Consider the following 21,166-nt stretch of genomic DNA (forward strand, 5'->3'; position numbering starts at 1 on the left):
TTGATTTTGCCGAACCGGGGGTCCGGAGGCGCGCGGCTGATTCGGGAGCTTCCGTCGTACCTGCGGATGCTTGCCGGGACTCAGCTCGCGTTCAACATCGGGTTCTATGCCGTGCTGCCGTACCTCGCCACCCACCTCGCCGACACCATCGGGCTCGCGGGGTGGGCCGTGGGGCTCGTGCTCGGGCTGCGGACGTTCAGTCAGCAGGGGCTGTTCGTGGTCGGGGGTGCGCTCACCGACCGGTTCGGGCCGCGGCCGGTCGTGCTGGCGGGGTGTCTGCTGCGGATCGCCGGGTTCGTGTGGCTCGCCTTCGCGGGCAGCACGGTCACCGTCGTCGCCGCGGTCGTGCTCGTCGGGTTCGCCGCCGCGCTGTTCTCGCCCGCCGTCGAGTCGGAGGCGGCCCGCGAGGCCGTCCGCCACGAGCGCGCCACCGGCGTCCCGCGCGCCCAGGTGCTCGGCGTCTTCTCGGCGGCCGGGCAGGCCGGCGCGTTCCTCGGGCCGCTGCTCGGCACCGCGCTGCTGTACGCCGGGTTCCGGGCCGCGTGCCTGGCGGGCGCGCTCGTCTTCGTGGGGGTGTTCGCCGGGCACGCGCGCCTGATGCCGCGCCGGGAACCCGTGCGAACCCGGCGCATGCACGGCGCCCGGACCGTCTTCGCGAACCCCCGCTTCCTCGCGCTCTGCCTCGCGTACAGCGGCTACCTCATCGCCTACAACCAGCTCTATCTCGCGCTGCCCGTCGAGCTCACCCGCGCCACCGGCTCGCAGGACGCGGTGGGCCTCCTCTTCGCGCTGTCCTCGCTGCTCGTCGTCGGCGCCCAGCTGCCCGTCACCCGCTGGTCCGCGGCCCGGATCGCGCCGCGGACCGCGCTGACGGGGGGCCTGCTGCTGGTGGCGGCGGGATTCGTGACGGTCGCGGCCACGGCCCCGTACCTCCCCGGCCACACCCCATACGCGCTGCTGCCGGCCTCTGCGCTGGTCGTGCTGCTCACGCTCGGCCAGATGCTGCTCGTCCCGGCGGCGCGCGGCCTCGTCCCGGACCTGGTGGACGAGCGGTACCTGGGCCTCGCGACGGGGGCGCTGTCCTCCGTTTCAGGGCTCGCCGTACTGGCCGGGAGCGCCGGAACGGGCGCGCTGCTCACCCTGCCCGCGCCCGCCCTGTGGTCGGCGCTCGCCGTGGTGCCGCTGGCGGCGGCGGGGCTCGCCCGCTTCGTGACACCTGTGCGAAAGGAGCGCCGAAATACCGGCCCGCCCGGGTGCGTTCACGGAGGATCGGGTACGCGCCAACCGTCCCCCGAGAAGGAGTGAGGCCATGTCAGCCCAGCTGTCCGACGAGCTCAAGGCACTGCTCGACAGCAAGGTGTTCATCGCCGTTGCCACGATCCAGCCCGATGGGAGCCCTCAGGTCTCCCCGGTATGGGCGAAGCGCGACGGCGACGACGTCCTGTTCTCCACGACCGTCGACCGCCGCAAGACGAAGAACCTGCAGGCGGACCCGCGTGTGACGGTGATGGTCCAGCCGGCCGACAACCCGTACGCCTACGCCGAGATCCGCGGCACCGTGGAGATCACCACGGAGGGCGGCCAGGAACTCATCGACGAGCTGTCCCTGAAGTACACCGGCAAGAAGTACGCCGAGTTCAACCCGACGTCCGGCCAGGACGCCGAACGAGTGGTCGTCCGCGTCCGCCCCCGCAAGGTCGTCGGCCGGGTCTGATCGCTGCTCGACAGCAAGGCCCGCGGGCGGAGCCCGCTGAAGGATGCAGCATCGCCGTTGCCACGATTCAGCCCGACGGGAGTCCCCAGGTCTCGCCGGTGTGGGCGAAGCGCGACGGTGACGACGTCCTGTTCTCCACGACCGTCGACCGCCGCAAGACGAAGAACCTGCAGGCGGACCCGCGTGTGACGGTGCTGGTCCAGCCGGCCGACAACCCGTACCCGTACCCGTACGCCGAGTACGCGGAGTTCAACCCGACGGCCGGCCAGGACGCCGAACGAGTGGTCGTCCGGGTGAAGGCACGCAAGGTCGTCGGCCGAGTCTGACCGATCAAGCCCCTGCGGCGTTTGAGGCGCGGGGTCCGGGGCGGAGCCCCAAGCTCAGCCACGGCTACCCGGCGAGCGCCTCGGGGCTCCGCTCCGGACCCCGCTGCTCAATCGCCGCAGGGGCTTGATTGCTCGAGCCCCGCCGCAGGCGCGCACATCACCCGGTAAACGGCCGGAGGCCATCGCATGCCTCCGGGCCTACTACCCTGGAGGGGTGACTATTTGCCTGTACGACACCAGCGCCCGGCAGATCCGTGACTTCACCCCGCTCATTCCGGGCTGTGTCTCGATCTACCTGTGTGGCGCCACGGTGCAGGCGGCCCCGCACATCGGGCACGTCCGGTCCAACCTCAACTTCGACATCATGCGCCGCTGGCTCTCGTACCGCGGCTACGACGTCACGTTCGTGCGCAATGTGACGGACATCGACGACAAGATCATCAAGAAGGCCGGGGAGCAGAACCGGCCCTGGTGGTCGATCGGGTACGAGAACGAGCGGGCGTTCAACGACGCGTACACCGCGCTCGGTTGCCTGCCCCCGACCTACGAGCCGCGTGCCACCGGGCACGTGACCGAGATGGTCGAGATGATGCGCGGGCTCATCGAGCGCGGGCACGCGTACGAGGCCGACGGGAACGTGTACTTCGACGTGCGGTCGTTCCCCGGGTACCTGGAGCTGTCCAACCAGGAGCTGGACAATCTGCTCCAGCCGTCCGGCGAGGGCGAGACCGGTAAGCGCGACTCCCGCGACTTCGCGATGTGGAAGTCCGCCAAGCCCGGAGAGCCCAGCTGGGAGACGCCGTGGGGCCGGGGCCGTCCCGGCTGGCACCTGGAGTGCTCGGCCATGGCCCACAAGTACCTGGGGTCCGCCTTCGACATCCACGGCGGCGGGATCGACCTGATCTTCCCGCACCACGAGAACGAGATCGCGCAGGCCAAGGCCTTCGGCGACGACTTCGCGACGTACTGGGTGCACAACTCGTGGGTCACGATGTCCGGCGAGAAGATGTCGAAGTCGCTGGGCAACAGCGTCCTCGTCAGCGAGATGGTCAAGCACTGGCGGCCCATCGTCCTGCGCTACTACCTCGGCACCCCGCACTACCGCTCCACCATCGAGTACAGCGAGGACGCGCTGCGCGAGGCCGAGTCGGCGTTCGCCCGGATCGAGGGCTTCGTGCAGCGGGTGACCGAGCTGGCCGGTGGCACGGTCGCGCCCTCGGACGAGGTGCCGCCCGCCTTCGCCGAGGCCATGGACGACGACCTCGGCGTCCCGCAGGCGCTCGCCATCGTGCACACCGCGGTGCGGCAGGGGAACTCCGCCCTCGCCGCCGACGACAAGGAAGCCGCCGTCGCCCGCCTCGCCGAGGTGCGCGCCATGCTCGGCGTCCTCGGTCTCGACCCGCTCGACGAGCAGTGGGCCGCGGCGGACAGCGGTTCCGGCGAGGACCTGCACGGCGTCGTCGACCACCTCGTACGGCTCCTGCTGGAGCAGCGCGAGGCGGCCCGCGCCCGCAAGGACTGGGCCACCGCCGACGCCATCCGCGACCGGCTCAAGCAGTCCGGACTGACCATCGAGGACAGCCCCTCGGGGCCGCGCTGGACGCTCGGCTGACCACCGCCGAGCAGCCGAATGTGCCGCCTGGCGCTTCGGGCGGCACACTTCATAGACGTACGCACCCACAGATTCACGTAAGAGACAGGTAGGTCATGGCCGCCAACAGCAACCGCCGCATGTCCGGCAAGAAGGGCGCGCAGGTAGGCAGCGGTGGCAATCGGCGCCGCGGCCTCGAGGGCAAGGGCCCCACGCCGCCCGCCGAGATGCGCAAGGGGCACGCCAAGCAGCGTGCCGCCAACGCCAAGACCAAGCGCGCCCAGGCCCGTCCGGCCAACCGCACCGGCGGTCCGCGCGGCAAGTCGACCTCCGAGATGGTCGTCGGCCGCAACCCGGTCGTCGAGGCGCTGCGCGGCGGCGTGCCCGCCACGACGCTGTACGTGCAGCAGTTCATCGACAACGACGAGCGGGTGCGCGAGGCCCTGCAGGTCGCCGGTGAGCGCGGCGGGATCCACCTCATGGAGGCCCCGCGCCCCGAGCTCGACCGCATGACCAACGGGCTCAACCACCAGGGCCTCGTCCTCCAGGTCCCGCCGTACGAGTACGCGTTCCCGGAGGACCTCACCGCCGCCGCGTACGACGTGGGCGAGGACCCGCTGATCGTCGCGCTCGACGGCGTCACCGACCCGCGCAACCTCGGCGCCGTCGTCCGCTCCGTCTCCGCCTTCGGCGGCCACGGCGTGGTCGTGCCCGAGCGGCGCGCGGCCGGGATGACGGCGGGCGCGTGGAAGACGTCCGCCGGTACCGCGGCGCGCACGCCGGTCGCCCGCGCCACCAACCTGACGCGCACCCTGGAGCAGTACAAGAAGGCGGGCATCGCCGTGGTCGGCCTCGCCGCCGACGGCGAGCACACCGTGGGTGACCTGGAGGCCCTCGGCGGCCCCGTCGTCATCGTCGTCGGCAGCGAGGGCAAGGGCCTGTCCCGCCTCGTCGGCGAGACCTGCGACTACCGAGTCCGCATCCCGATGCCGGGCGGCGCCGAGTCGCTGAACGCCGGCGTCGCCGCGGGCGTCGTCCTGTACGAGGCGGCCCGCCGCCGCGCCTGACCCGTAGCCGCTGTCCGGGCCTCGAGATCCTTGACGGGGCCCGGACATTTCGGTGGGTCGGAGGCAGTGTCCTAAACACACATCACTCGGTTAGATGAGTGTGGACACCAGAACGCCCCGCACACCCTCGGGTGACCGCACGTCGGGATTCGACGACGGTCCCGCGCTGAGCATGGTGAAGGTTCCGTGCGATCCGGCGCAGGTCATCGTCAACCACGCGAGTTTCCGCGTGCGGCTCCCCACGGCGCAGCAGTCGCAACTCCCGCGCATCTCACGGCACTTGAGCGCCACGGGCGTGGCCGGAGCCGACGCGGCGACCACCCGCATCCCCGTCATCACCGCCGCAGGTACGCCCGGCGCCCGGCGCCGCCGCCCCGTCGTCATGAACGGCGGAGGCCTCGACACCAGCGGACTCCTGCAGGGCGCGCGCCGCTCCGGCGAACCGGACGAAGGCACCGCCACGCAGGTCATCCCGCGGGTCGACGAGCGCGACTTCGGCGACGACCTCGGCCTGTACCGCGACTCGCCCTCCGGCGAAGCCACCCAGGAGACGCCCACCGTCGGCCCCTGGGAGGGCGGCGCGGACACGCACACGCGGATCCTGCCGCGCATGCGCCAGTCCGGCAGCGCCTTCGAGGAGTCCGGCGAGCTCGAGCAAGTCCCGTACGGGGACGACGAGTTCGATGAGCGGACCGGTTCGCCGGACGGCGGCTCCGACGGCGAGAGCACGGCCGCCCGCCGCTACGGACCCGTCAGGCACGCCTACTATCCCGGCCGCCGGATGAACCTCGGCGTCGTGCTGCTCCCGCTGCGCGTCTTCCTCGGCTTCATCTCCATCTACGCCGGCATGGGCAAGCTCTGCGACCCCGTCTACTTCGACGGCGGAGAGCGCGGCTCCATGGTCAAGTGGCTGAACTCGCTGCACCCCTGGGCCCTCGCCGAACCGCTCCGCGACTGGGCGCTCCAGCACCCCGTCGGCGCGGGCCTCGTGATCGCCTTCCTCCAGGTCATCGTCGGCGTGCTCACGGTCCTCGGCCTGTGGCAGCGGCTCGCCGCCGGCATCGGCGCGCTGCTCTCCGCGGCGCTGCTCGTCACCGTCAGCTGGAAGACCCTCCCCGCCTACGACGCGCCCGACATCATCTACCTCGCCGCCTGGTCCCCGCTGATCATCGCCGGCGCCCCCGTCTACTCCATCGACGGCAAGCTCGCGGGCGGCGCCTGGCGCCGACTCGGACCGCGCGCCGCACTGTGGGACCTGCGCGGCTACGTCCTGCGCCGCGGCACCGTCGTCGCGACCCTCGTCATCGGCGGCACGCTGCTCATCGGCTCGGTGCTCGGCGGCGCCGTCCGCGACGCCGACCGGGTCACCGCCCCGGGCCCCGGCGACGCGCCCCGCAACGAGGTGCCCGGCTCCCCGCTCCCCTCCGAGCCCGGCACCAGTGCCTCGCAGCGCCAGCACACCAGGAGCCCTTCGGCCTCGTCCTCCGACGCGCCGACGCGGGGCGCCACGACGCGCCCGTCCGGATCCCCCAGCTCCGCCGGCGCGACCGCGGGCACGGACACGGGCGCCACGAGCGGCACCACGACGACGCCGACCCAGGGCGCCACCGCGGGCCAGGCCCCGCCGCAGCAGTCGGCGCCGCAGCAGCAGCCGCCGTCGAGCACCGGCGGCGCGCCGACCTCGGGCGGCACGTCAACGGACGGCGGCACGTCGTCCGGCGGCCAGGACGGCAAGAAGTCGGGCCTGGTGGGCGGACTGCTGGGCGAGTAACGCGCTCTTCCTGCCTGTACGACGATGGGGCCCCGCACGATTCATGTGCGGGGCCCCATCGTCGTACAGGCAGGCAAAGGGACGGGGGCGATCAACGCCCTTGTGCGGCCAGCTCCTTCGCGGCCTCCGTGAGGTCCTTCGCCGTGTCGATCGCCCGCCAGTACGCGCCCTGCGGGAGCTGGAAGCCCGCCAGCCGCTTGGAGCGTGCCAGGCGCGGGAACGTGGTGCGCTCGTGGTCCCCGAGGTCCGGCAGCAGCGAGGCGAACTCGGCGGAGAAGACGTACACGCCCGCGTTGATCAGATACGGGGACGGCGGCGCCTCGATGAAGTCGGTGATGTGGCCGAACGCGTCCGTCTCCACGGCGCCCCACGGGATCCGCGGGCGGGCCAGCGCGAGGGTCGCGGTCGCCTCCCGCTCATGGTGGAAGTCGGCCATCTCCTGCAACGAGAACCGCGTCCAGATGTCGCCGTTCGTGGCGTACCAGGGGCGGTCGGCGTGCGGCAGATGCGCGGCCGCGAACTTCAGGCCGCCGCCGCGGCCGAGCGGCTCCTTCTCGACGACCGTGGTGACCCGCAGCGGCAACTCCGCCTGGTCGAGCCACTCCTGGAGCACCTCGGCGAGGTGGCCGCAGGAGACGACGGCGTCGGTGACGCCCTCCTCGGCGAGCCAGGTCAGCTGATGGCCGATGATCGGCGTGCCCGTGCCGGGGATCTCCACCATCGGCTTGGGCCGGTCGTCGGTGTACGGGCGCAGCCGCGAGCCCTGGCCGCCCGCCAGGACCACGGCCTGGGTGGGGCGGTGGGGGTACAGAAGCGGGCCGTGCGCGGACGGTTCAGCGGTCGTCATGACCGGAACTGTACGTGCGCACGGCCCGCGGGGACGCCAGCGGCTCGACGGTCGAGCGCGGCTCGGGACCGGTTCTCGGCTCGGGGCCGGTCCGGTGCTCAGGCCCGGAAGCCGGCCACACCCGAGGCGAACGAGGTATCACAGACCGGGCGGGCGAACGACTGTGCGCGCGCGGGACCGTAGGTCTCCACGGCGGCACGGCCGAGGGCCTTGGCGATCGCCATGCAGTGCCGGGCGAGCGACGGGCGGCGGTCGATCTCCTGCTGGAGGTGGGTGAGTGCAACGCCGGGGTTGTCCTCCTGGAGTTCGAGGAGGAGGCGGTCGCGCAGCACGTCCTGGGGAGCGCGCGACTTGGCGCGCTTGGAGACGTCCTGTGAGGAGGCCGTGAGAACCGATTCCGAGGAATTCCCGGACCAGTTGACTCGGGTGACCGCGAGCGTCCCGGAGAGCACCAGCATCACCGGCAGGACGAAGGCGAGCGTACGGGCGGCGCGGCGGGCGGGGCCCTGGCCCCGAGCTCGGCGCGACTTCTGGGTGTAGTTGGCAGAGTGCGTCACGCGAGTGAGCGTAGCGCTCGGTGATGATTTGGCGACATTTGGTCACCCTGATGAGGGACGGGTAAAGGGGTTTTGTTGCATACGTGTTGACGTTGCTGGGCCAAATGCCCGAGTTGCCGGGGTATTTGTCGACAATGACGAGTGAACGCGCGAGGGCCCCGCACCGAAGTGCGGGGCCCTCGCGGCCGATTGTGCGGCCGTCCGTCGGTCGACCGTCCGTCAGTCGGCGGTCAGTCGGTCGGCCGTCAGTCGGAGAGGCGCTCGCCCGTGGAGGACGAGAACACGTGGGTCTCGCCGGTGCGCGGCACGACGTGCAGCTGGGCGCCCTTCTCCGGCACCTGGCGGCCGTTCACACGGACGACGAGGTCCTTGTGCTCGCCGCCGACCTCGGCGGAGCCGTAGACGTAACCGTCGGCGCCGAGCTCCTCGACCACGTTCACGGAGACGGCGAGGCCGGCCGGGGCGTCCGAGACGTCCTTGGCGAGGGACTTCGCGGCCTCGCCGTTCGTCTCGACGATGTCGAAGTGCTCGGGGCGGACGCCGACGTGGACCGTGCGGTCGCCCTTGTCGGAGGCGGCCTTCAGGGCCTCGCGGTCGATCGGGACGACCGAGTTGCCGAACTTCACGCCGCCGTCGGTGATCGGGACCTCGACCAGGTTCATGGCCGGGGAGCCGATGAAGCCGGCGACGAAGAGGTTGGCCGGGCGGTCGTACATGTTGCGCGGGGTGTCGACCTGCTGGAGCAGACCGTCCTTGAGGACCGCCACACGGTCGCCCATCGTCATGGCCTCGACCTGGTCGTGGGTGACGTAGACGGTGGTGATGCCGAGGCGGCGCTGGAGGCTCGCGATCTGCGTACGCGTGGACACACGGAGCTTGGCGTCGAGGTTCGACAGCGGCTCGTCCATGAGGAACACCTGCGGCTCACGCACGATGGCGCGGCCCATGGCGACACGCTGACGCTGACCACCGGAGAGGGCCTTCGGCTTGCGGTCCAGGTACTCGGTGAGGTCGAGGATCTTCGCGGCCTCTTCGACCTTCGTGCGGATCTCCGCCTTGTTCACGCCGGCGATCTTGAGCGCGAAGCCCATGTTGTCGGCGACGGACATGTGCGGGTACAGCGCGTAGTTCTGGAACACCATGGCGATGTCCCGGTCCTTCGGCGGCAGGTGCGTGACCTCGCGGTCACCGATGCGGATCGCACCGCCGTTGACGTCCTCGAGGCCCGCGAGCATGCGCAGGGAGGTCGACTTTCCGCAGCCGGACGGGCCGACGAGGACGAGGAACTCGCCGTCCTCGATCTCGATGTCCAGGCCGTCGACCGCGGGCTTGGTGGAACCCGGGTAGACGCGGGTCGCCTTGTCGAACGTGACAGAAGCCATGGCTGTGAAGCCCCCTTCACCGGCAGGAACGTGCCGGACGATCCGTTGTAAAGAAGGTGAGCCGCCATGGCGGTGCCACGGCGGTGTAGCACTGGTGTAGTCCACGCGGGTGAACTGCTCGGACCTTAAGCGGCGGCCGGTGGGTTTGTCAGTACCCGGGAGCACATGACCTTCGAGGAAATTTTCGACGGGTGCACGGCCGGTGTTGGTTACACTGCTCGGGCTGCCTCCTTAGCTCAGATGGCCAGAGCAACGCACTTGTAATGCGTAGGTCGTCGGTTCGAATCCGACAGGGGGCTCCATCGAACCCCAGGCCCGGACCCTTCCGGCCTGGGGTTTTGTCGTTCAGGGGCTGCGGCGTGGGCGCGGGCGCCCGGCTCGGCCCGGGGTGCCGGTCTTGCTCGGTTTCTTTCGTTTCGGGTCGATGCTGGTTAGATTCGCTCGTTCACAGGACATCCATCTCGCGATCTCACCTTCATCACGCCGGGGGGCTTGGCTCAATGCAAGGCACGATTGACGGTTTAAGTTATGGCCTGGTCACGCCGGTCGCGGCGTACCTGACGGCTTGCCTCGGCAGCGCGCTCGGGCTGCGTTGCACGGTGCGTTCGCTCGCGCTCGACCGGTCGCGCAAACCCGGCTGGCTCGCCCTCGGGGCGGTGTCCATCGGGTGCGGGATCTGGTCCATGCACTTCATCGCCATGCTCGGTTTCCAGGTGAGCGGCGCCGCGATCTCGTACGACACCATGCTGACCTTCCTCAGCCTGCTGGTGGCCGTGCTGGTGGTCGGCGTGGGGATCTTCATCGTCGGCTATCTCGGGACGGGTCCTGGGCCGCTGCTCACCGCCGGTGTGTTCACCGGGCTCGGGGTCGCCGGCATGCACTACCTGGGCATGGCGGCCATGCGCATGAACGGCTCGCTCGTCTACGACTCCGCCGTCGTGGCGCTCTCCGTGGTGATCGCCGTCGTCGCGGCGACCGCCGCGCTGTGGGCCGCCATCGCGATCCGGGGGTTCCTCGCCAGCCTCGGGGCGAGTGCGGTCATGGGGGTCGCGGTGACCGGGATGCACTACACCGGGATGGCGGCGGTCGACGTCCACATCACCCATGGCGTGAATGCCGTCGGTTCCTCGGCCGTCGCCGTGATGGCCCTGCTCATCGGGCCGCTCGTCGTGCTCGTCCTCGCCGCCGCCATCGTCATGTTCGACCCGATGCTGATCATGGGTGACGACGAGCCGGATCGCCGTCCTGTGCGGCGGACCGCGGGCTGGTCCTGAGGGTTCGAGGGGGCAACTCCCTTACGCAGCAGTCCGGTTGGGCGGCTGCGTAAGGGAGTCGGCGGCTCGTCAGCCCCGCCCCGCCACCTTGTCCGCCCACTTCGCCAGGCGGGACGAGTCGGACGTGTGGGTGGTCAGTTCGCGGCGGTCCGCCGCGTAGTACGTGGCGTACATGCCGTGGACGCCGAGCCAGCGGAAGGGCTCCGGCTCCCATTTGCGGACCTTGTGGTTGGCCCAGGGGAGCGCGGTGAGGTCGGTGGGGCCTGACTGGCCCGAGTCCTGCTGGACGAGGTCGCGGAGGGTGCGGGCGGCCAGGTTCGTCGTGGCGACGCCGGAGCCCACGTAGCCGCCCGCCCAGCCGAGGCCCGTCGAGCGGTCCAGGGTGACGGTGGCGCACCAGTCGCGGGGGACGCCGAGGACGCCGGACCAGGCGTGGTCGACCCGGACGCCGGCGAGCTGCGGGAAGAAGCGGGTCAGGATCTCGTACAGCGCCTCGATGGTCTTGGGCTGCGTGCGGCCGTCGTTGTCCGTGCGGGAGGCGTAGCGGTAGGGGACGCCGCGGCCGCCGAGGGCGATGCGGTCGTCGGCTGTGCGCTGGGCGTACATGTAGGCGTGGGCCATGTCGCCGAGGGTTTCGCGGCCCTCCCAGCCGATCGACTCCCATTGCGACGCCGACAACGGCTCCGTGGCGATCATGGAGGAGTTCATGGGAAGCCAGGTGCGGCGCTGGCCCTTGAGGGAGGCGGTGAAGCCCTCCGTGCAGCGCAGGATGTAGGGCGCGCGGACGGTGCCGTAGGGCGTGATGGCGTGCTTCGGCTTGATCTCGGTGACGGGCGTCGACTCGTGGATCGTGACGCCGAGGGCTTCGACGGCCTTCGCCAGGCCCTTGAGGAGTTTCACCGGGTGCAGGCGGGCGCCGTGCGGGGTCCAGGTCGAGCCGACGGCGCCGGCGACACGGATGCGGTCGGCGGTCTCGCGGGCGCCGTGCAGGGTGCGGTCCTTCTCACCGTAGGTGAGTTCCGTTTCGTGGAAGGACTTGAGGCGCGTCAACTGGGCGGGCGTGTAGGCGACTTCGAGTACGCCGCCGTGGTGGATGTCCGCGTCGATGGACTCGGCGCGGGCCACGTCGATGACCTCGGTGACGGTCTCGTTCATGGCCTGCTGGAGGCGGACCGCGGCGTCGTGGCCGTGGAGTTTGGCGTAGCGGTCGCGGCCCGCGATGCCGTTGTAGAGCCAGCCGCCGTTGCGGCCGGAGGCTCCGTAGCCGCAGAACTTCTGTTCCAGGACGGTGATCCGCAGGAACGGGGCGGCCTTCTTCAGGTAGTACGCCGTCCACAGGCCCGTGTAGCCGCCGCCGACGATGACGACGTCGGCGCTCGCGTCGCCGGGCAGGGGGTCGCGGGTGAGCGGGATGCCGTCGTCCGCGTACCAGAACGATATGCCGCCGTTGATGGTGCCGGTGGTGTCGCGAGGGCCACCGGGGCCGCTGATGCCGTTGCTCATGGCGCGGGACGTTACTGGGCGGCGGCGGAATGCGGGAGGGGTGAGGTGATGGTTTCGTGGCATATGTCGCCTGTGGGGTGATCGCTGGACGAGCGCACCGTGAGTGGGAGCCGGATCGTGGACGTAGGAGCGAGGGTTTCGGGGCGGCCGTGGGTCGCGGCGGTGGCGGTCGTCGTGCTCGGGGTGGCGGCCACGGCCTGTGGCGACGAGGGCGACGGTGGCGGGGCCACGGCCTCCGCGTCGGCCTCGGCGACCCCCTCCGTGAAGCCGGCCGAGAATGCCGATGACCTCGCGGAGCTGGACGCGCGCATGGACGGCGACGACGTGATCGTCGTGGGCGACGCGAAGGCCCCGCACACGGTCAAGGTGTACGAGGACCCGCGCTGCCCGTACTGCAAGAAGTTCGAGCAGGGCGGCGCAGAGGCGCTGACCGGCCCGGTGGCCGACGGGGACGTGAAGGTCGAGTACGTCATCGCCTCGTTCCTCGACGAGAACCTGAACGGCCACGGCTCGGTGAAGGCCGCCAACGCGCTGCGCGCCTCCGTGGAGGCAGGCAAGTTCCCCGTGTACCACTCGGCCGTCTTCGCGAACCAGCCCGCCGACGAGACCACGGACGCGTACACGGACGACTTCCTACTGAAGATTGCCGATACGGTCGACGGGCTGCGCTCCTCCGCGTTCGACGGGGCCGTGCGGGACATGAAGTACCGGGACTTCGTGGACGCGGCGATGAAGAAGTTCCGCGCCGACGGCATCGAGGGCACGCCGACGGTCTACGTGGACGGCGACAAGGTGACCCCGGAGAAGGCGATGTACGACGAGGACGCCTTCGAGAAGGTGCTCAGGGGCGCGGGTATTCCCGGTAATTGACGGGCCCTGGGGGTGGGTCGGGAATTAGGGTCGCAGGCGTGATCGACGTACCGGTGGGCCTTGTTGAGTCGCAGCACGCGTACGCGGGGGAGGCGGGCCGCGCGTTCGTCGCGGCGCTGCCCGCGCGCGTGGACGAGTTCTTGGAGCGCTGGGAGCTGACGGTCGACGGGCCGCTGATGCACGGGATGGCCGCGCTCGTCGTGCCCGTGGTGGGCGGCGGGCGGCCGGCGGCCCTCAAGTTCCAGGTGCTCGACGAGGAGACCGAGGGCGAGCCCGTCGCGCTGCGGGAGTGGGACGGCGACGGCTCCGTGCGGCTCCTCGCGTACGACGACGGGACGGGCACGATGCTGCTCGAACGGCTCGACTCCGCGCGGATGTTGAGCGACGTGGAGGACTCGCGCAAGGCCGTCACGGTGATCGCCGAGCTGCTCGCGCGGCTGACGGCGGGGCCCGCGCCGGAGGGCATGCGGCGGCTCTCCGACATCGCCGGGCAGATGCTCGCGGACGCCCCGGACGCGCTGCGCCGGGTGGCCGACCCGGCCGAGCGCGCGCTGCTCGCCGACTGCGCGGCGGCGGTGCAGGAGGTCGCGGACGAGCCCGGGGACCGGCTGCTGCACTGGGACCTGCACTTCGACAACGTGCTGGCCGCCGAGCGCGAACCGTGGCTGGCGATCGACCCGAAGCCGTTGGCCGGCGACCCCGGATTCGATCTGTGGCCCGCGCTGAACAACCGCTACGAGCCGCAGGAGACGGTGTGGCGGTTCGACGCGATGAGCGGGGTCCTCGGGCTCGACCGGGAGCGGGCGCGGGCGTGGACGCTGGGCCGGGTGCTGCAGAACGCGTTGTGGGACATCGAGGACGGGCGGGAGCTCGGCGCGGTGGACCTGGAGATCGCGCGGCGGCTGCGTACGGGACTCAACAGGTAGTCAAGGGCGGCTGGTCCTGCGCGGCCGGGTGTCAGTGCCGCGCATTAGTCTGCCGCCATGATTCGTACCGCCACCCCGGCCGATGTCCCCGTCATCCACGGCATGATCCGCGAGCTCGCCGACTACGAGAAGGCGCTGCACGAGGCGCGGGCGAGCGAGGAGCAGCTGCGCGAGGCGCTGTTCGGCGAGCGCCCGGCGGCGTACGCGCACATCGCCGAGGACGCAGGGACCGGGGAGCCGGTCGGTTTCGCGCTGTGGTTCCTGAACTTCTCGACGTGGCGCGGTGTGCACGGCATCTACCTGGAGGACCTGTACGTCCGCCCCTCGGCGCGCGGCGGCGGCCACGGCAAGGCGCTGCTCACGGAGCTGGCGCGGATCTGCGTGGAGCGCGGGTACGAGCGCCTGGAGTGGTCGGTGCTGAACTGGAACACCCCGTCCATCGAGTTCTACGAGGCGATGGGCGCGCGGCCGCAGGACGAGTGGACGGTGTACCGACTGACGGACGAGGCCTTGAAGGCGGCGGGTGCCGCGTAGTCTGGCGCGATCACCCATTCTCTGACTAAGGTCAGAGAATGGGTGGGAGCGAGGACGGCGACGTCGCGCGGGTACGGCGGTTCAACCGCGTCGTCAGCGAGCGCGTCGGCGTGCTCCAGGAGCGGTTCCACGGCACCGAGCGGCCCTACGGGCAGGCCCGGCTGCTCTGGGAGATCGGCGAGGCCGGGGCGCCGCTCGATGTGCGCAGGCTGCGGGAGCGGCTCGGGCTCGACTCCGGGTACGTCAGCCGGCTGCTGCGCGCCCTGGAGGCGGACGGTCTCGTGGCGGTGGAGCCGCTGGAGCGGGACCGGCGGGTGCGTACCGCGCGGCTCACGGAGCGGGGGCGCGACGAGTGGGCCGTGCTCGACCGCCGCAGTGACGAGGCCGCGGGCTCGCTGCTCGCCCCGCTGAACCCGGCCCAGCGCGCCCGCCTGGTCGCCGCCATGACGGAGGTGGACCGGCTGCTCACGGCCGGCACGGTCACGCTGGACGACGTCGCGCCGGACCACCCCGACGCGGAGCTGTGCCTGCGCGGCTACTTCGCCGAACTCCAGGAGCGGTTCGACACGGGCTTCGATCCGGCGCACAGCCTCCTGCCCGACGCCGGTGAACTCCGGCCCCCGCACGGCCGGTTCGTCGTGGCGAGGCTGCACGGGGAGCCGGTCGGCTGCGCCGGTCTCAAGCTTCCGCCGGGAGGCGCGGCCGAGGTGAAGCGCATGTGGGTGGCGCCGCGGGTCAGGGGCCTCGGGCTCGCCCGCCGCTTCCTGGCGGAGCTGGAGACACGGGCTGCCCAGCACGGTGCCGAACTGCTGCGCCTGGACACCAACAAGGCACTCGGCGAGGCCATCGGCCTGTACCACGCGTACGGCTTCGAGGAGGTCGCGGCCTTCAACGACGAGCCGTACGCACACCATTGGTTCGAGAAGCGGCTGGGCTGACCGGAGGGGCGGTCACGGCTCCAGGATCACCTTGCCCGTCGTGCCGCGCGTCTCCAGGGCGTGGTGGGCGGCTGCTGCTTCCTTGAGGGGGAAGCGGTGGACGGTGGGGGTGAGGGTGCCGTCGGACGCGTGGGCGAGGGCGGCGAGTTCGAGGGTGCGCATCGGGTTGTCGCCGCCGGCCCTGCGCATCATCGGGGGGCCGAGGACCTGTTCCTGGGTGAGGTCGCGGCGGGTGAGTTCGGCTTCGTCGAGGAGGTGTGGGCCCTCGTCCGGGCCGATGCCCTGGGCGGACCAGCCGAAGATGAGGTGCCGGCCGCCGGGGCCGAGGAGGTCGAGGGCGCGGGCGGTCGTCGGGCCGCCGACTCCGTCGAAGAGGACGGTGGCGGCGGGGAGGCCCCGGTCGGCGAGGAACTCGCGTGCTTTGTCCGGCCAGTTGGGGTCGTTGTAGTCGAGGGCGAGGTCGGCGCCGTTCGCCTCGACCGCCGCCGTCTTCGTCGTGCCGCCCGCCAGGCCGATCACGGTGCCGCCCGCGTGCTTCACGTACTGCACGAGGAGCGTGCCGATGCCGCCCGCGGCCGCGGGGACGAGGGCGACCGTGTCGGGTGTGACGGTGGTGAAGTTCAGGATGCCGAGCGCCGTGCGGCCCGTGCCGATCATGGCGACGGCGTGCGCCGGGTCCAGGGTCGCAGGGAGTTCGTGGAGGCGGTCCGCGTCCGTGACGGCGAGCTCGGCGTAGCCGCCGGGGACCATGCCGAGGTGGGCGACGACCTTCTTGCCGAGCCAGGCCGGGTCGGTGTCCGGGCCGAGCGACTCGACGGTGCCGGCGACCTCGCGGCCGGGGATCGTGGGCAGTTCGGGGAGGGCGGGCAGCGGTCCCTGTACGCCGGAGCGGATCGCGGTGTCCAGCAGGTGCACGCCCGCGGCCTCGACCGCGATCCGCACCTGCCCGGGGCCCGGCTCGGGGTCCTCGACCTTTTCGTACGTGAGGTTCTCCGCGGGGCCGAAGGCGTGCAGGCGGATGGCGTGCATGGCAGCTCCTGGTGGGCAGTGTGCGATGCCGCCCCGACCTGTACGAGCGGCCTGCGCGCCAGTCTTCGACCTCAAGCTCGGTTGAGGTCAAGGCCGCGGGTGAGGGCGGGCCGCCGCAGCGCCAGCGTCGTCGCCTCGATGGCGCTGGTGAAGGAGACCTCGGAGAGCACGCCGGGCGCCGCCACCATGTCGCCCGCCAGGTAGACGCCCTCGCCGCGGTCGATCGCCGGGCGGTCGCGCCACGTCGTGCCGGGGCGGTCGAGCGCTCCCGTGCGCCCCTGGGCGAGCGCGTCGCGGCGCCAGGTCGTGCGCTCGCGCCAGCCGGGGAACGCGAGGTCGAGCAGGCCGTCGGCGCGTGCGGAACCGTCCGCCTTGGACTCGTCGGGCGCGATCGGGACCTGTCCCTGGATCAGGCTCTCGCCGTGCGGGGCAAGGGACTTGTCCTGCGCCGTGAACCGTTCGATCCAGGCCGGGAAGTCGAGGCCCGACACCGCGAAGGCGTCGCCGCGGCGGGTACGGACGGCCAGGTCGATCAGTGTCGTACGGCCGCTGTCCCAGGTCAGGGAGTCGTCCTTGAGGAGCCTGCGGGCCGCGTCGAGCGAGGTCGCCACGACGACGGGGGTGTCGGTGGGCACGGTGTCGATCCGGCTGAGGGTCTCCATGCGTACGCCGAGGTTCCACGCGCGGGACGCCATCCGGTCGACGACCGAGGACCAGCCGCCGACGGGGTAGTGCGCCTCGGGCGGGACCTTCGCGGTGCGGCGCAGGCGCTCCTGGACGAAGCGGGCCGAGAGCGATCCGGGGTCGTGGTGGAACAGGGCGACGGCCGTGTAGTTGGCGGCGGCACGGGCGGCGTCCGGGCCCGCGACGCGGGTGGCCCAGGTGGTGAAGTCCTCGTCCACGGGGGCGCGTTCGGGCCGGTGGCGCAGGAGACGGAGCAGGGCGGCGGGCGGGGTGCGGCGCAGCGCGCCGTCGCGGTGGAAGCGCAGCCGGGCGCCTTCGAGCGGCGGGATCGGGGCGAGCGGTCCGAGCAGCTCGCGCTGCCGCAGCCAGGTCCAGTGCGGGCCGCCGTTGTAGAGGGCGTGCGGGCCTTCGTGGGTGAGGTAGGTGCCCTCGGCGGTGCGGGCCCGGCCGCCGAGGGTGTGGTGCGCTTCGTGCAGGGTGACGCGTGCGCCCGCCTCCGCCGCGGTGATCGCGGCGGTCAGCCCGGCGAGGCCGCCGCCGATGACGGTGAGGGTGGGGGTGGGGTGACGCATGGGTGCTCCTGACTGCGTGATCGTTTCCGGACGGACGTACGACCGCGTGCGTGACCGGTCGTGCGAAGGGCCTTCACGGGTACGACGTCGGGCGCGGGCGCGGATGTGACATCGCGCCGTTTGTGCAGGTCACTTGGGGGTGGCCCGGGATTGTCAGTGGGGCCGGGCAGCATGGGGTCATGAACGACAGGCGTGGTGGTGCGGGCCGGGCTGCGGGACAGTCCCCGGCGAAGACCTCGGCGAAAGGTTCGGCGAGAGCTTCGGCGAAGGTGAAGAAGGCGCGGCGGCCCCAGGTGCGGCTGCCTCCGTTGACGCCGTGGGCGGGGCGCGGCCTGGAGCCCGACGGGGATTACGACGGGGTGGAGTTCCGGGACGTCGACTTCGCGGGGCAGGAGGGGACCGGGGCGCGGTTCATGGACTGCGCGCTGGCGGCGTGCGCGCTCGACGAGGCGGGCCTCGCGCGGGCCAGATTCATCGACACCGTGCTGAGCGACGTACGGGGCGTGGGCACGGACCTGGCGGAGGCGACGCTGCGGGACGTGGAGGTGGTCGACGCCCGGCTCGGCGGGGTGCAGCTGCACGGGGCGGCGCTGGAGCGGGTGGTGATCAGGGGCGGGAAGATCGACTACCTGAACCTGCGGAAGGCGCGCCTCAAGGACGTCGTGTTCGATGGATGCGTGCTCGTGGAGCCGGACTTCGGGGGCGCGCGCCTGGAGCGGGTGGAGTTCGCGGGCTGCGTGCTGAAGGGCGCCGACTTCTCGGCGGCGACCCTGACGGACGTCGACCTGCGGGACGCGGCGGAGCTGGGGATCGCGCGGGGCGTGGACCGGCTGGGCGGCGCGGTGATCTCACCGGCCCAACTCATGGATCTGGCCGGGGTGTTCGCGGCGGAGCTGGGGGTGCGGGTGGAGTAGTTCCCGCCGGGGCGGCCCGGTCTTCGGGTTACGGGAGCCGGGGGAAGCGGGCCTGAAGGTCCCACAGGACCGGGTTGTCGGCCAGGTCCTCGTGCATGTCCGTGAGGTCGGCGAGCAGGTCGTGCAGGAAGTCCCGTGCCTCGCGGCGCAGTTCGGAGTGGGAGAAGGTCAGCGGGGGCTCCTCGGTCGGCATCCAGTCGGCCTCGACGTCGACCCAGCCGAAGCGGCGCTCGAAGAGCATGCAGTCGCTGGACTCCGTGAAGTCCAGCTCGGCGTGCTGGGGAGTCGAGGAGCGGCTGCCGCGCGGGTCGCGGTCCAGCTGCTCGACGATGTCGCACAGCGCCCACGCGAAGTCGAGCACCGGCACCCATCCCCAGGCTGTGGACAGCTCCCGGTCGGCCTTGGTGTCGGCCAGGTACACGTCGCCGCTGAACAGGTCGTGGCGCAGCGCGTGGACGTCCGCGCGCCGGTAGTCCGTCTGCGGCGGGTCCGGGAAGCGGCGGGAGAGGGCGTAACCGATGTCGAGCACGTACGTGATGGTGTCACGGGCGGGGGAGCGGGGCCGCACCGGAGCGGCGGCAGGTCACGGCAGCAGCCGCTGCTCCTTCGCGACCGATACGGCGCCGGCCCGGGTGTCCACGCCGAGCTTGTCGTAGATCCGGCCCAGGTGGGTCTTGACCGTGGCCTCGCTGATGAACAGGGCCTTGGCGATCTCCCGGTTGCCGAGGCCGTGCGCCAGCTGGGCGAGGATGTCGCGCTCGCGGTCGGTGAGGGTGGGCCGCGGCTTGCGCATATTGGCCATGACGCGGCTGGCCACCGGGGCGGACAGCGCGGTGCGGCCCTCCGCGGCCGCGTGGATCGCGGCGAACAGCTCCTCGGGCCGCTCCGCCTTGAGCAGATAGCCCGTCGCGCCCGCCTCGATGGCGCGGGTGATGTCGGCGTCGGTGTCGTACGTGGTCAGGACGAGGACGTGGGGGCGGTGCCCGGTGGCCGGGTCGTCCGGGGCGTCCGGTTCGCTGGTGAGGCGGCGGGTCGTCTCCACGCCGTCCATGCCCTCGCCCAGCTGGAGGTCCATGAGGACGACGTCGGGCCGGAGCTTCGCGGCGAGCGCGATCGCCTCCTCCCCGGTCCCGGCCTCCCCGACGACCTCGATGCCCGCGGCACTGTCGAGCAACGCGAGCAACCCGGCACGGACGACGACGTGGTCGTCGCAGAGGAGGATGCGGATGGGGTGGGTCATTTCGGCTCCCGGATCGGTCATTCCAGCCCCTGCGGCGATTGAGCAGCGGGGTCCGGGGCAGAGCCCCGAGTCGGTACCCCCGTCGCGGGCGGCACGGGAATCGAGGCGGAGACCACCGCTCCCTCCCCCGGCGCGGACTCCAGCGACAACCTTCCACCCAGCTGACCCACCCGCGCCCGAATCGCCGGCAGACCATGCCCCCGCACCCCGGAGCCCCCCGCAGGGAGCACGGTCGGATCGAACCCCCGCCCGTCGTCGGCGACATCCAGCACGACCTGGTCGTCGAGCAACGTCAGCGTGAGCGCCGCGCTCCGGGCCCCGGAGTGCTCCCGTACGTTGGCCAACGCCCCCTGCGCGATCCGCAGCAGCGCCGACTGCACCCGGTCGGGCAGCCGGTCCGCGCGCCCGTCGTCGTCGACGCGGACCTGGACGCCGAGCCGGTCGCCCGACTCCCGCGCGGCCACGGCCCGCAACGCCTCCGTCAGACCATGCGCCAGGTCGGCGGGCGCCAGATCGTGCACGAAGCGGCGCGCCTCGGTCAGGTTGTGCTCGGCGATCGACGCGGCCGTGCCGACATGGGCGCGGGCCTTGCCGGGGTCGGCCTCCCACACCCGCTGCGCCGCCTGCAACAGCATCCGCTGGCTGGACAGGCCCTGCGCGAGGGTGTCGTGGATCTCCATGGAGAGCCGCTGCCGCTCGGCGAGCGTGCCCTCGCGGCGTTCGGACGCGGCCAGTTCGCGGCGGGTGCGGATGAGGTCGTCGATGAGGTCCCGCTGGCGCGCGGCCTGCCGTTTCATCTGCAGGAACACGGCGGTGGCGATCACCACGACGGCCGGCGGGCCGAGCACCAGGTCCGGGTCCCAGCGGCCCGCGAGCCGCACCTGGGCGAGGATGACGAGCACCGCCAGGAGCCCCACCAGGACGAGCGCGGGGCGGGTCGGCAGCGTACGCAGGCCCGTGTAGAAGAGCGGCACCGCGCACCACGCGAAGCTCGGCGCGAGCACCACGAGCACCACCCACACCACGACCACCAGCGTCAGCCACACCCGTTGCCCCGCCGTGGCCCGCTCCGCGAGCCCCCGCACGAGCCCGGCCCCGTACAGCAGCGCCACGACCACGGAGAGCGCGATGATCCACGGCGTGCGCGTGCCGTGCGGGTGGCGCAGCAGGAAGCGGGCCAGGGCCACGGCGAGCAGCAGGAAGAACGAGGCGTGCATGACCGTGGTGAGGCGGCGGATGTCCGCGTCGTAGGCCTCGTCGGCGCGTGCGGCCCGGTTCCATGGCACGGTTCCTGCGCCTCCTTCACGGCGTCGACCTGGGCAAACACTCCCATTCTCACCGGGTTGTACGCCCCCGGGGTCAACCGATCGGATGACCCCGGCGTCGACCGCCCGGCGCGCCGCCTCCAGCCGGTCCGTCGACGGGTG

At 71.9% G+C, this 21,166-nt stretch carries 21 protein-coding genes and 1 tRNA gene; 13 read left to right on the top strand and 9 right to left on the bottom strand.

The genetic code is table 11. The annotated features are described in order from the left end of the window. Positions 1–66 precede the first annotated feature (66 nt). The 6 genes from ACYSUO_RS33890 to ACYSUO_RS33915 all read left to right on the top strand — a co-directional run bounded on the left by ACYSUO_RS33890 (position 67) and on the right by ACYSUO_RS33915 (position 6,469). Positions 67–1,305 carry an MDR family MFS transporter gene (locus ACYSUO_RS33890; RefSeq protein ID WP_461780049.1) on the top strand — a complete coding sequence of 413 codons (1,239 nt, stop codon included), beginning with the start codon at positions 67–69 and terminating at the stop codon, positions 1,303–1,305. Between the two features lie 4 nt (positions 1,306–1,309). Next, a complete protein-coding gene (locus ACYSUO_RS33895) occupies positions 1,310–1,714 on the top strand; it encodes a PPOX class F420-dependent oxidoreductase (protein WP_266712549.1) in 405 nt (134 codons plus the stop codon). Continuing rightward, positions 1,711–2,040 carry a pyridoxamine 5'-phosphate oxidase family protein gene (locus ACYSUO_RS33900; RefSeq protein WP_461780073.1) on the top strand — a complete coding sequence of 110 codons (330 nt, stop codon included), beginning with the start codon at positions 1,711–1,713 and terminating at the stop codon, positions 2,038–2,040. Before ACYSUO_RS33895 ends, ACYSUO_RS33900 begins: the two co-directional genes overlap by 4 nt. Before the next feature lie 214 nt (positions 2,041–2,254). After that, the gene (gene cysS / locus ACYSUO_RS33905) at positions 2,255–3,652 is read left to right on the top strand and encodes a cysteine--tRNA ligase (RefSeq protein ID WP_461780050.1); all 1,398 of its coding nucleotides are present in this window, start codon (positions 2,255–2,257) and stop codon (positions 3,650–3,652) included. Between the two features lie 95 nt (positions 3,653–3,747). Further along, complete coding sequence (gene rlmB, locus ACYSUO_RS33910) at positions 3,748–4,698, top strand: 23S rRNA (guanosine(2251)-2'-O)-methyltransferase RlmB (protein WP_461780051.1); 951 nt, start codon at positions 3,748–3,750, stop codon at positions 4,696–4,698. Positions 4,699–4,798: 100 nt separating this feature from the next. Next, entirely contained in the window at positions 4,799–6,469 is a 1,671-nt protein-coding gene (locus tag ACYSUO_RS33915; RefSeq protein ID WP_461780074.1) for a DoxX family protein, read from the top strand. 91 nt (positions 6,470–6,560) lie between these two features. Here ACYSUO_RS33915 and ACYSUO_RS33920 read toward each other — a convergent pair whose 3' ends face one another. From ACYSUO_RS33920 to ACYSUO_RS33930, 3 genes are all read right to left on the bottom strand, one after another. Further along, the gene (locus ACYSUO_RS33920; protein ID WP_461780052.1) at positions 6,561–7,316 is read right to left on the bottom strand and encodes a nucleotidyltransferase family protein; all 756 of its coding nucleotides are present in this window, start codon (positions 7,314–7,316) and stop codon (positions 6,561–6,563) included. 98 nt (positions 7,317–7,414) lie between these two features. After that, positions 7,415–7,873 (bottom strand): hypothetical protein, encoded by a 459-nt coding sequence (locus tag ACYSUO_RS33925; RefSeq protein WP_461780053.1) that lies wholly within the window; start codon positions 7,871–7,873, stop codon positions 7,415–7,417. A gap of 245 nt (positions 7,874–8,118) precedes the next feature. Then, a complete protein-coding gene (locus ACYSUO_RS33930) occupies positions 8,119–9,255 on the bottom strand; it encodes an ABC transporter ATP-binding protein (protein WP_461780054.1) in 1,137 nt (378 codons plus the stop codon). A gap of 225 nt (positions 9,256–9,480) precedes the next feature. Between ACYSUO_RS33930 and ACYSUO_RS33935 the strand changes: the two genes are divergently transcribed. After that, positions 9,481–9,557: transfer RNA gene (locus tag ACYSUO_RS33935), tRNA-Thr, on the top strand. Between the two features lie 198 nt (positions 9,558–9,755). Further along, on the top strand, positions 9,756–10,529 hold the full coding sequence (locus ACYSUO_RS33940; RefSeq protein WP_461780055.1) for an MHYT domain-containing protein: 774 nt from the start codon (positions 9,756–9,758) through the stop codon (positions 10,527–10,529). Between the two features lie 69 nt (positions 10,530–10,598). Here the strand turns inward: ACYSUO_RS33940 and ACYSUO_RS33945 are convergent, their stop codons facing one another. Further along, the gene (locus tag ACYSUO_RS33945; protein ID WP_461780056.1) at positions 10,599–12,032 is read right to left on the bottom strand and encodes an NAD(P)/FAD-dependent oxidoreductase; all 1,434 of its coding nucleotides are present in this window, start codon (positions 12,030–12,032) and stop codon (positions 10,599–10,601) included. A 99-nt stretch (positions 12,033–12,131) separates the two neighbouring features. Between ACYSUO_RS33945 and ACYSUO_RS33950 the strand changes: the two genes are divergently transcribed. Genes ACYSUO_RS33950 through ACYSUO_RS33965 form a run of 4 tightly spaced genes read left to right on the top strand, consistent with a single transcriptional unit; the run spans position 12,132 to position 15,300 of the window. Then, positions 12,132–12,902, top strand: coding sequence for a DsbA family protein (locus ACYSUO_RS33950; RefSeq protein WP_461780057.1), 771 nt, complete (start codon positions 12,132–12,134; stop codon positions 12,900–12,902). Positions 12,903–12,925: 23 nt separating this feature from the next. Next, positions 12,926–13,828, top strand: a complete 903-nt coding sequence (locus ACYSUO_RS33955) for an aminoglycoside phosphotransferase family protein (RefSeq protein WP_461780075.1) — start codon at positions 12,926–12,928, stop codon at positions 13,826–13,828. A gap of 57 nt (positions 13,829–13,885) precedes the next feature. After that, a complete protein-coding gene (locus ACYSUO_RS33960) occupies positions 13,886–14,362 on the top strand; it encodes a GNAT family N-acetyltransferase (protein ID WP_461780058.1) in 477 nt (158 codons plus the stop codon). A 38-nt stretch (positions 14,363–14,400) separates the two neighbouring features. Next, positions 14,401–15,300, top strand: a complete 900-nt coding sequence (locus tag ACYSUO_RS33965; RefSeq protein WP_461780059.1) for a bifunctional helix-turn-helix transcriptional regulator/GNAT family N-acetyltransferase — start codon at positions 14,401–14,403, stop codon at positions 15,298–15,300. Between the two features lie 12 nt (positions 15,301–15,312). On the opposite strand, the gene ACYSUO_RS33970 is transcribed toward ACYSUO_RS33965, so the two are convergent. Together ACYSUO_RS33970 and ACYSUO_RS33975 are read right to left on the bottom strand one after the other, a co-directional pair. Next, positions 15,313–16,329: a zinc-binding dehydrogenase gene (locus ACYSUO_RS33970; RefSeq protein WP_461780060.1), complete on the bottom strand. Its 1,017-nt coding sequence runs from the start codon at positions 16,327–16,329 to the stop codon at positions 15,313–15,315. A 71-nt stretch (positions 16,330–16,400) separates the two neighbouring features. Beyond that, entirely contained in the window at positions 16,401–17,585 is a 1,185-nt protein-coding gene (locus ACYSUO_RS33975; protein WP_461780061.1) for an NAD(P)-binding protein, read from the bottom strand. Between the two features lie 179 nt (positions 17,586–17,764). On the opposite strand from ACYSUO_RS33975, the gene ACYSUO_RS33980 reads away from it, so the two are divergent. After that, positions 17,765–18,499, top strand: a complete 735-nt coding sequence (locus ACYSUO_RS33980) for a pentapeptide repeat-containing protein (RefSeq protein ID WP_461780062.1) — start codon at positions 17,765–17,767, stop codon at positions 18,497–18,499. A 28-nt stretch (positions 18,500–18,527) separates the two neighbouring features. On the opposite strand, the gene ACYSUO_RS33985 is transcribed toward ACYSUO_RS33980, so the two are convergent. The 3 genes from ACYSUO_RS33985 to ACYSUO_RS33995 are packed head-to-tail and all read right to left on the bottom strand — an operon-like array spanning position 18,528 to position 20,956. Continuing rightward, positions 18,528–19,028 (bottom strand): hypothetical protein, encoded by a 501-nt coding sequence (locus ACYSUO_RS33985; RefSeq protein ID WP_461780063.1) that lies wholly within the window; start codon positions 19,026–19,028, stop codon positions 18,528–18,530. 54 nt (positions 19,029–19,082) lie between these two features. Continuing rightward, positions 19,083–19,760, bottom strand: a complete 678-nt coding sequence (locus ACYSUO_RS33990; protein ID WP_461780064.1) for a response regulator — start codon at positions 19,758–19,760, stop codon at positions 19,083–19,085. Continuing rightward, positions 19,757–20,956: a sensor histidine kinase gene (locus ACYSUO_RS33995; RefSeq protein WP_461780076.1), complete on the bottom strand. Its 1,200-nt coding sequence runs from the start codon at positions 20,954–20,956 to the stop codon at positions 19,757–19,759. Before ACYSUO_RS33995 ends, ACYSUO_RS33990 begins: the two co-directional genes overlap by 4 nt. Positions 20,957–21,166 lie beyond the last annotated feature (210 nt).

The sequence above is a fragment of the Streptomyces sp. UC4497 genome (genome assembly GCF_054871485.1).

Excerpts from the sequence above, each read along its gene's own strand:
- ACYSUO_RS33970 (WP_461780060.1), bottom strand. The coding sequence starts at position 16,329 with ATGCACGCCATCCGCCTGCACGCCTTCGGCCCCGCGGAGAACCTCACG.
- ACYSUO_RS33890 (WP_461780049.1), top strand. The coding sequence starts at position 67 with ATGCTTGCCGGGACTCAGCTCGCGTTCAACATCGGGTTCTATGCCGTG.
- ACYSUO_RS33895 (WP_266712549.1), top strand. The coding sequence starts at position 1,310 with ATGTCAGCCCAGCTGTCCGACGAGCTCAAGGCACTGCTCGACAGCAAG.
- ACYSUO_RS33920 (WP_461780052.1), bottom strand. The coding sequence starts at position 7,316 with ATGACGACCGCTGAACCGTCCGCGCACGGCCCGCTTCTGTACCCCCAC.
- rlmB (WP_461780051.1), top strand. The coding sequence starts at position 3,748 with ATGGCCGCCAACAGCAACCGCCGCATGTCCGGCAAGAAGGGCGCGCAG.
- ACYSUO_RS33990 (WP_461780064.1), bottom strand. The coding sequence starts at position 19,760 with ATGACCGATCCGGGAGCCGAAATGACCCACCCCATCCGCATCCTCCTC.
- ACYSUO_RS33940 (WP_461780055.1), top strand. The coding sequence starts at position 9,756 with ATGCAAGGCACGATTGACGGTTTAAGTTATGGCCTGGTCACGCCGGTC.
- ACYSUO_RS33975 (WP_461780061.1), bottom strand. The coding sequence starts at position 17,585 with ATGCGTCACCCCACCCCCACCCTCACCGTCATCGGCGGCGGCCTCGCC.
- ACYSUO_RS33965 (WP_461780059.1), top strand. The coding sequence starts at position 14,401 with ATGGGTGGGAGCGAGGACGGCGACGTCGCGCGGGTACGGCGGTTCAAC.
- ACYSUO_RS33945 (WP_461780056.1), bottom strand. The coding sequence starts at position 12,032 with ATGAGCAACGGCATCAGCGGCCCCGGTGGCCCTCGCGACACCACCGGC.
- ACYSUO_RS33980 (WP_461780062.1), top strand. The coding sequence starts at position 17,765 with ATGAACGACAGGCGTGGTGGTGCGGGCCGGGCTGCGGGACAGTCCCCG.
- ACYSUO_RS33960 (WP_461780058.1), top strand. The coding sequence starts at position 13,886 with ATGATTCGTACCGCCACCCCGGCCGATGTCCCCGTCATCCACGGCATG.
- ACYSUO_RS33995 (WP_461780076.1), bottom strand. The coding sequence starts at position 20,956 with ATGCACGCCTCGTTCTTCCTGCTGCTCGCCGTGGCCCTGGCCCGCTTC.
- ACYSUO_RS33930 (WP_461780054.1), bottom strand. The coding sequence starts at position 9,255 with ATGGCTTCTGTCACGTTCGACAAGGCGACCCGCGTCTACCCGGGTTCC.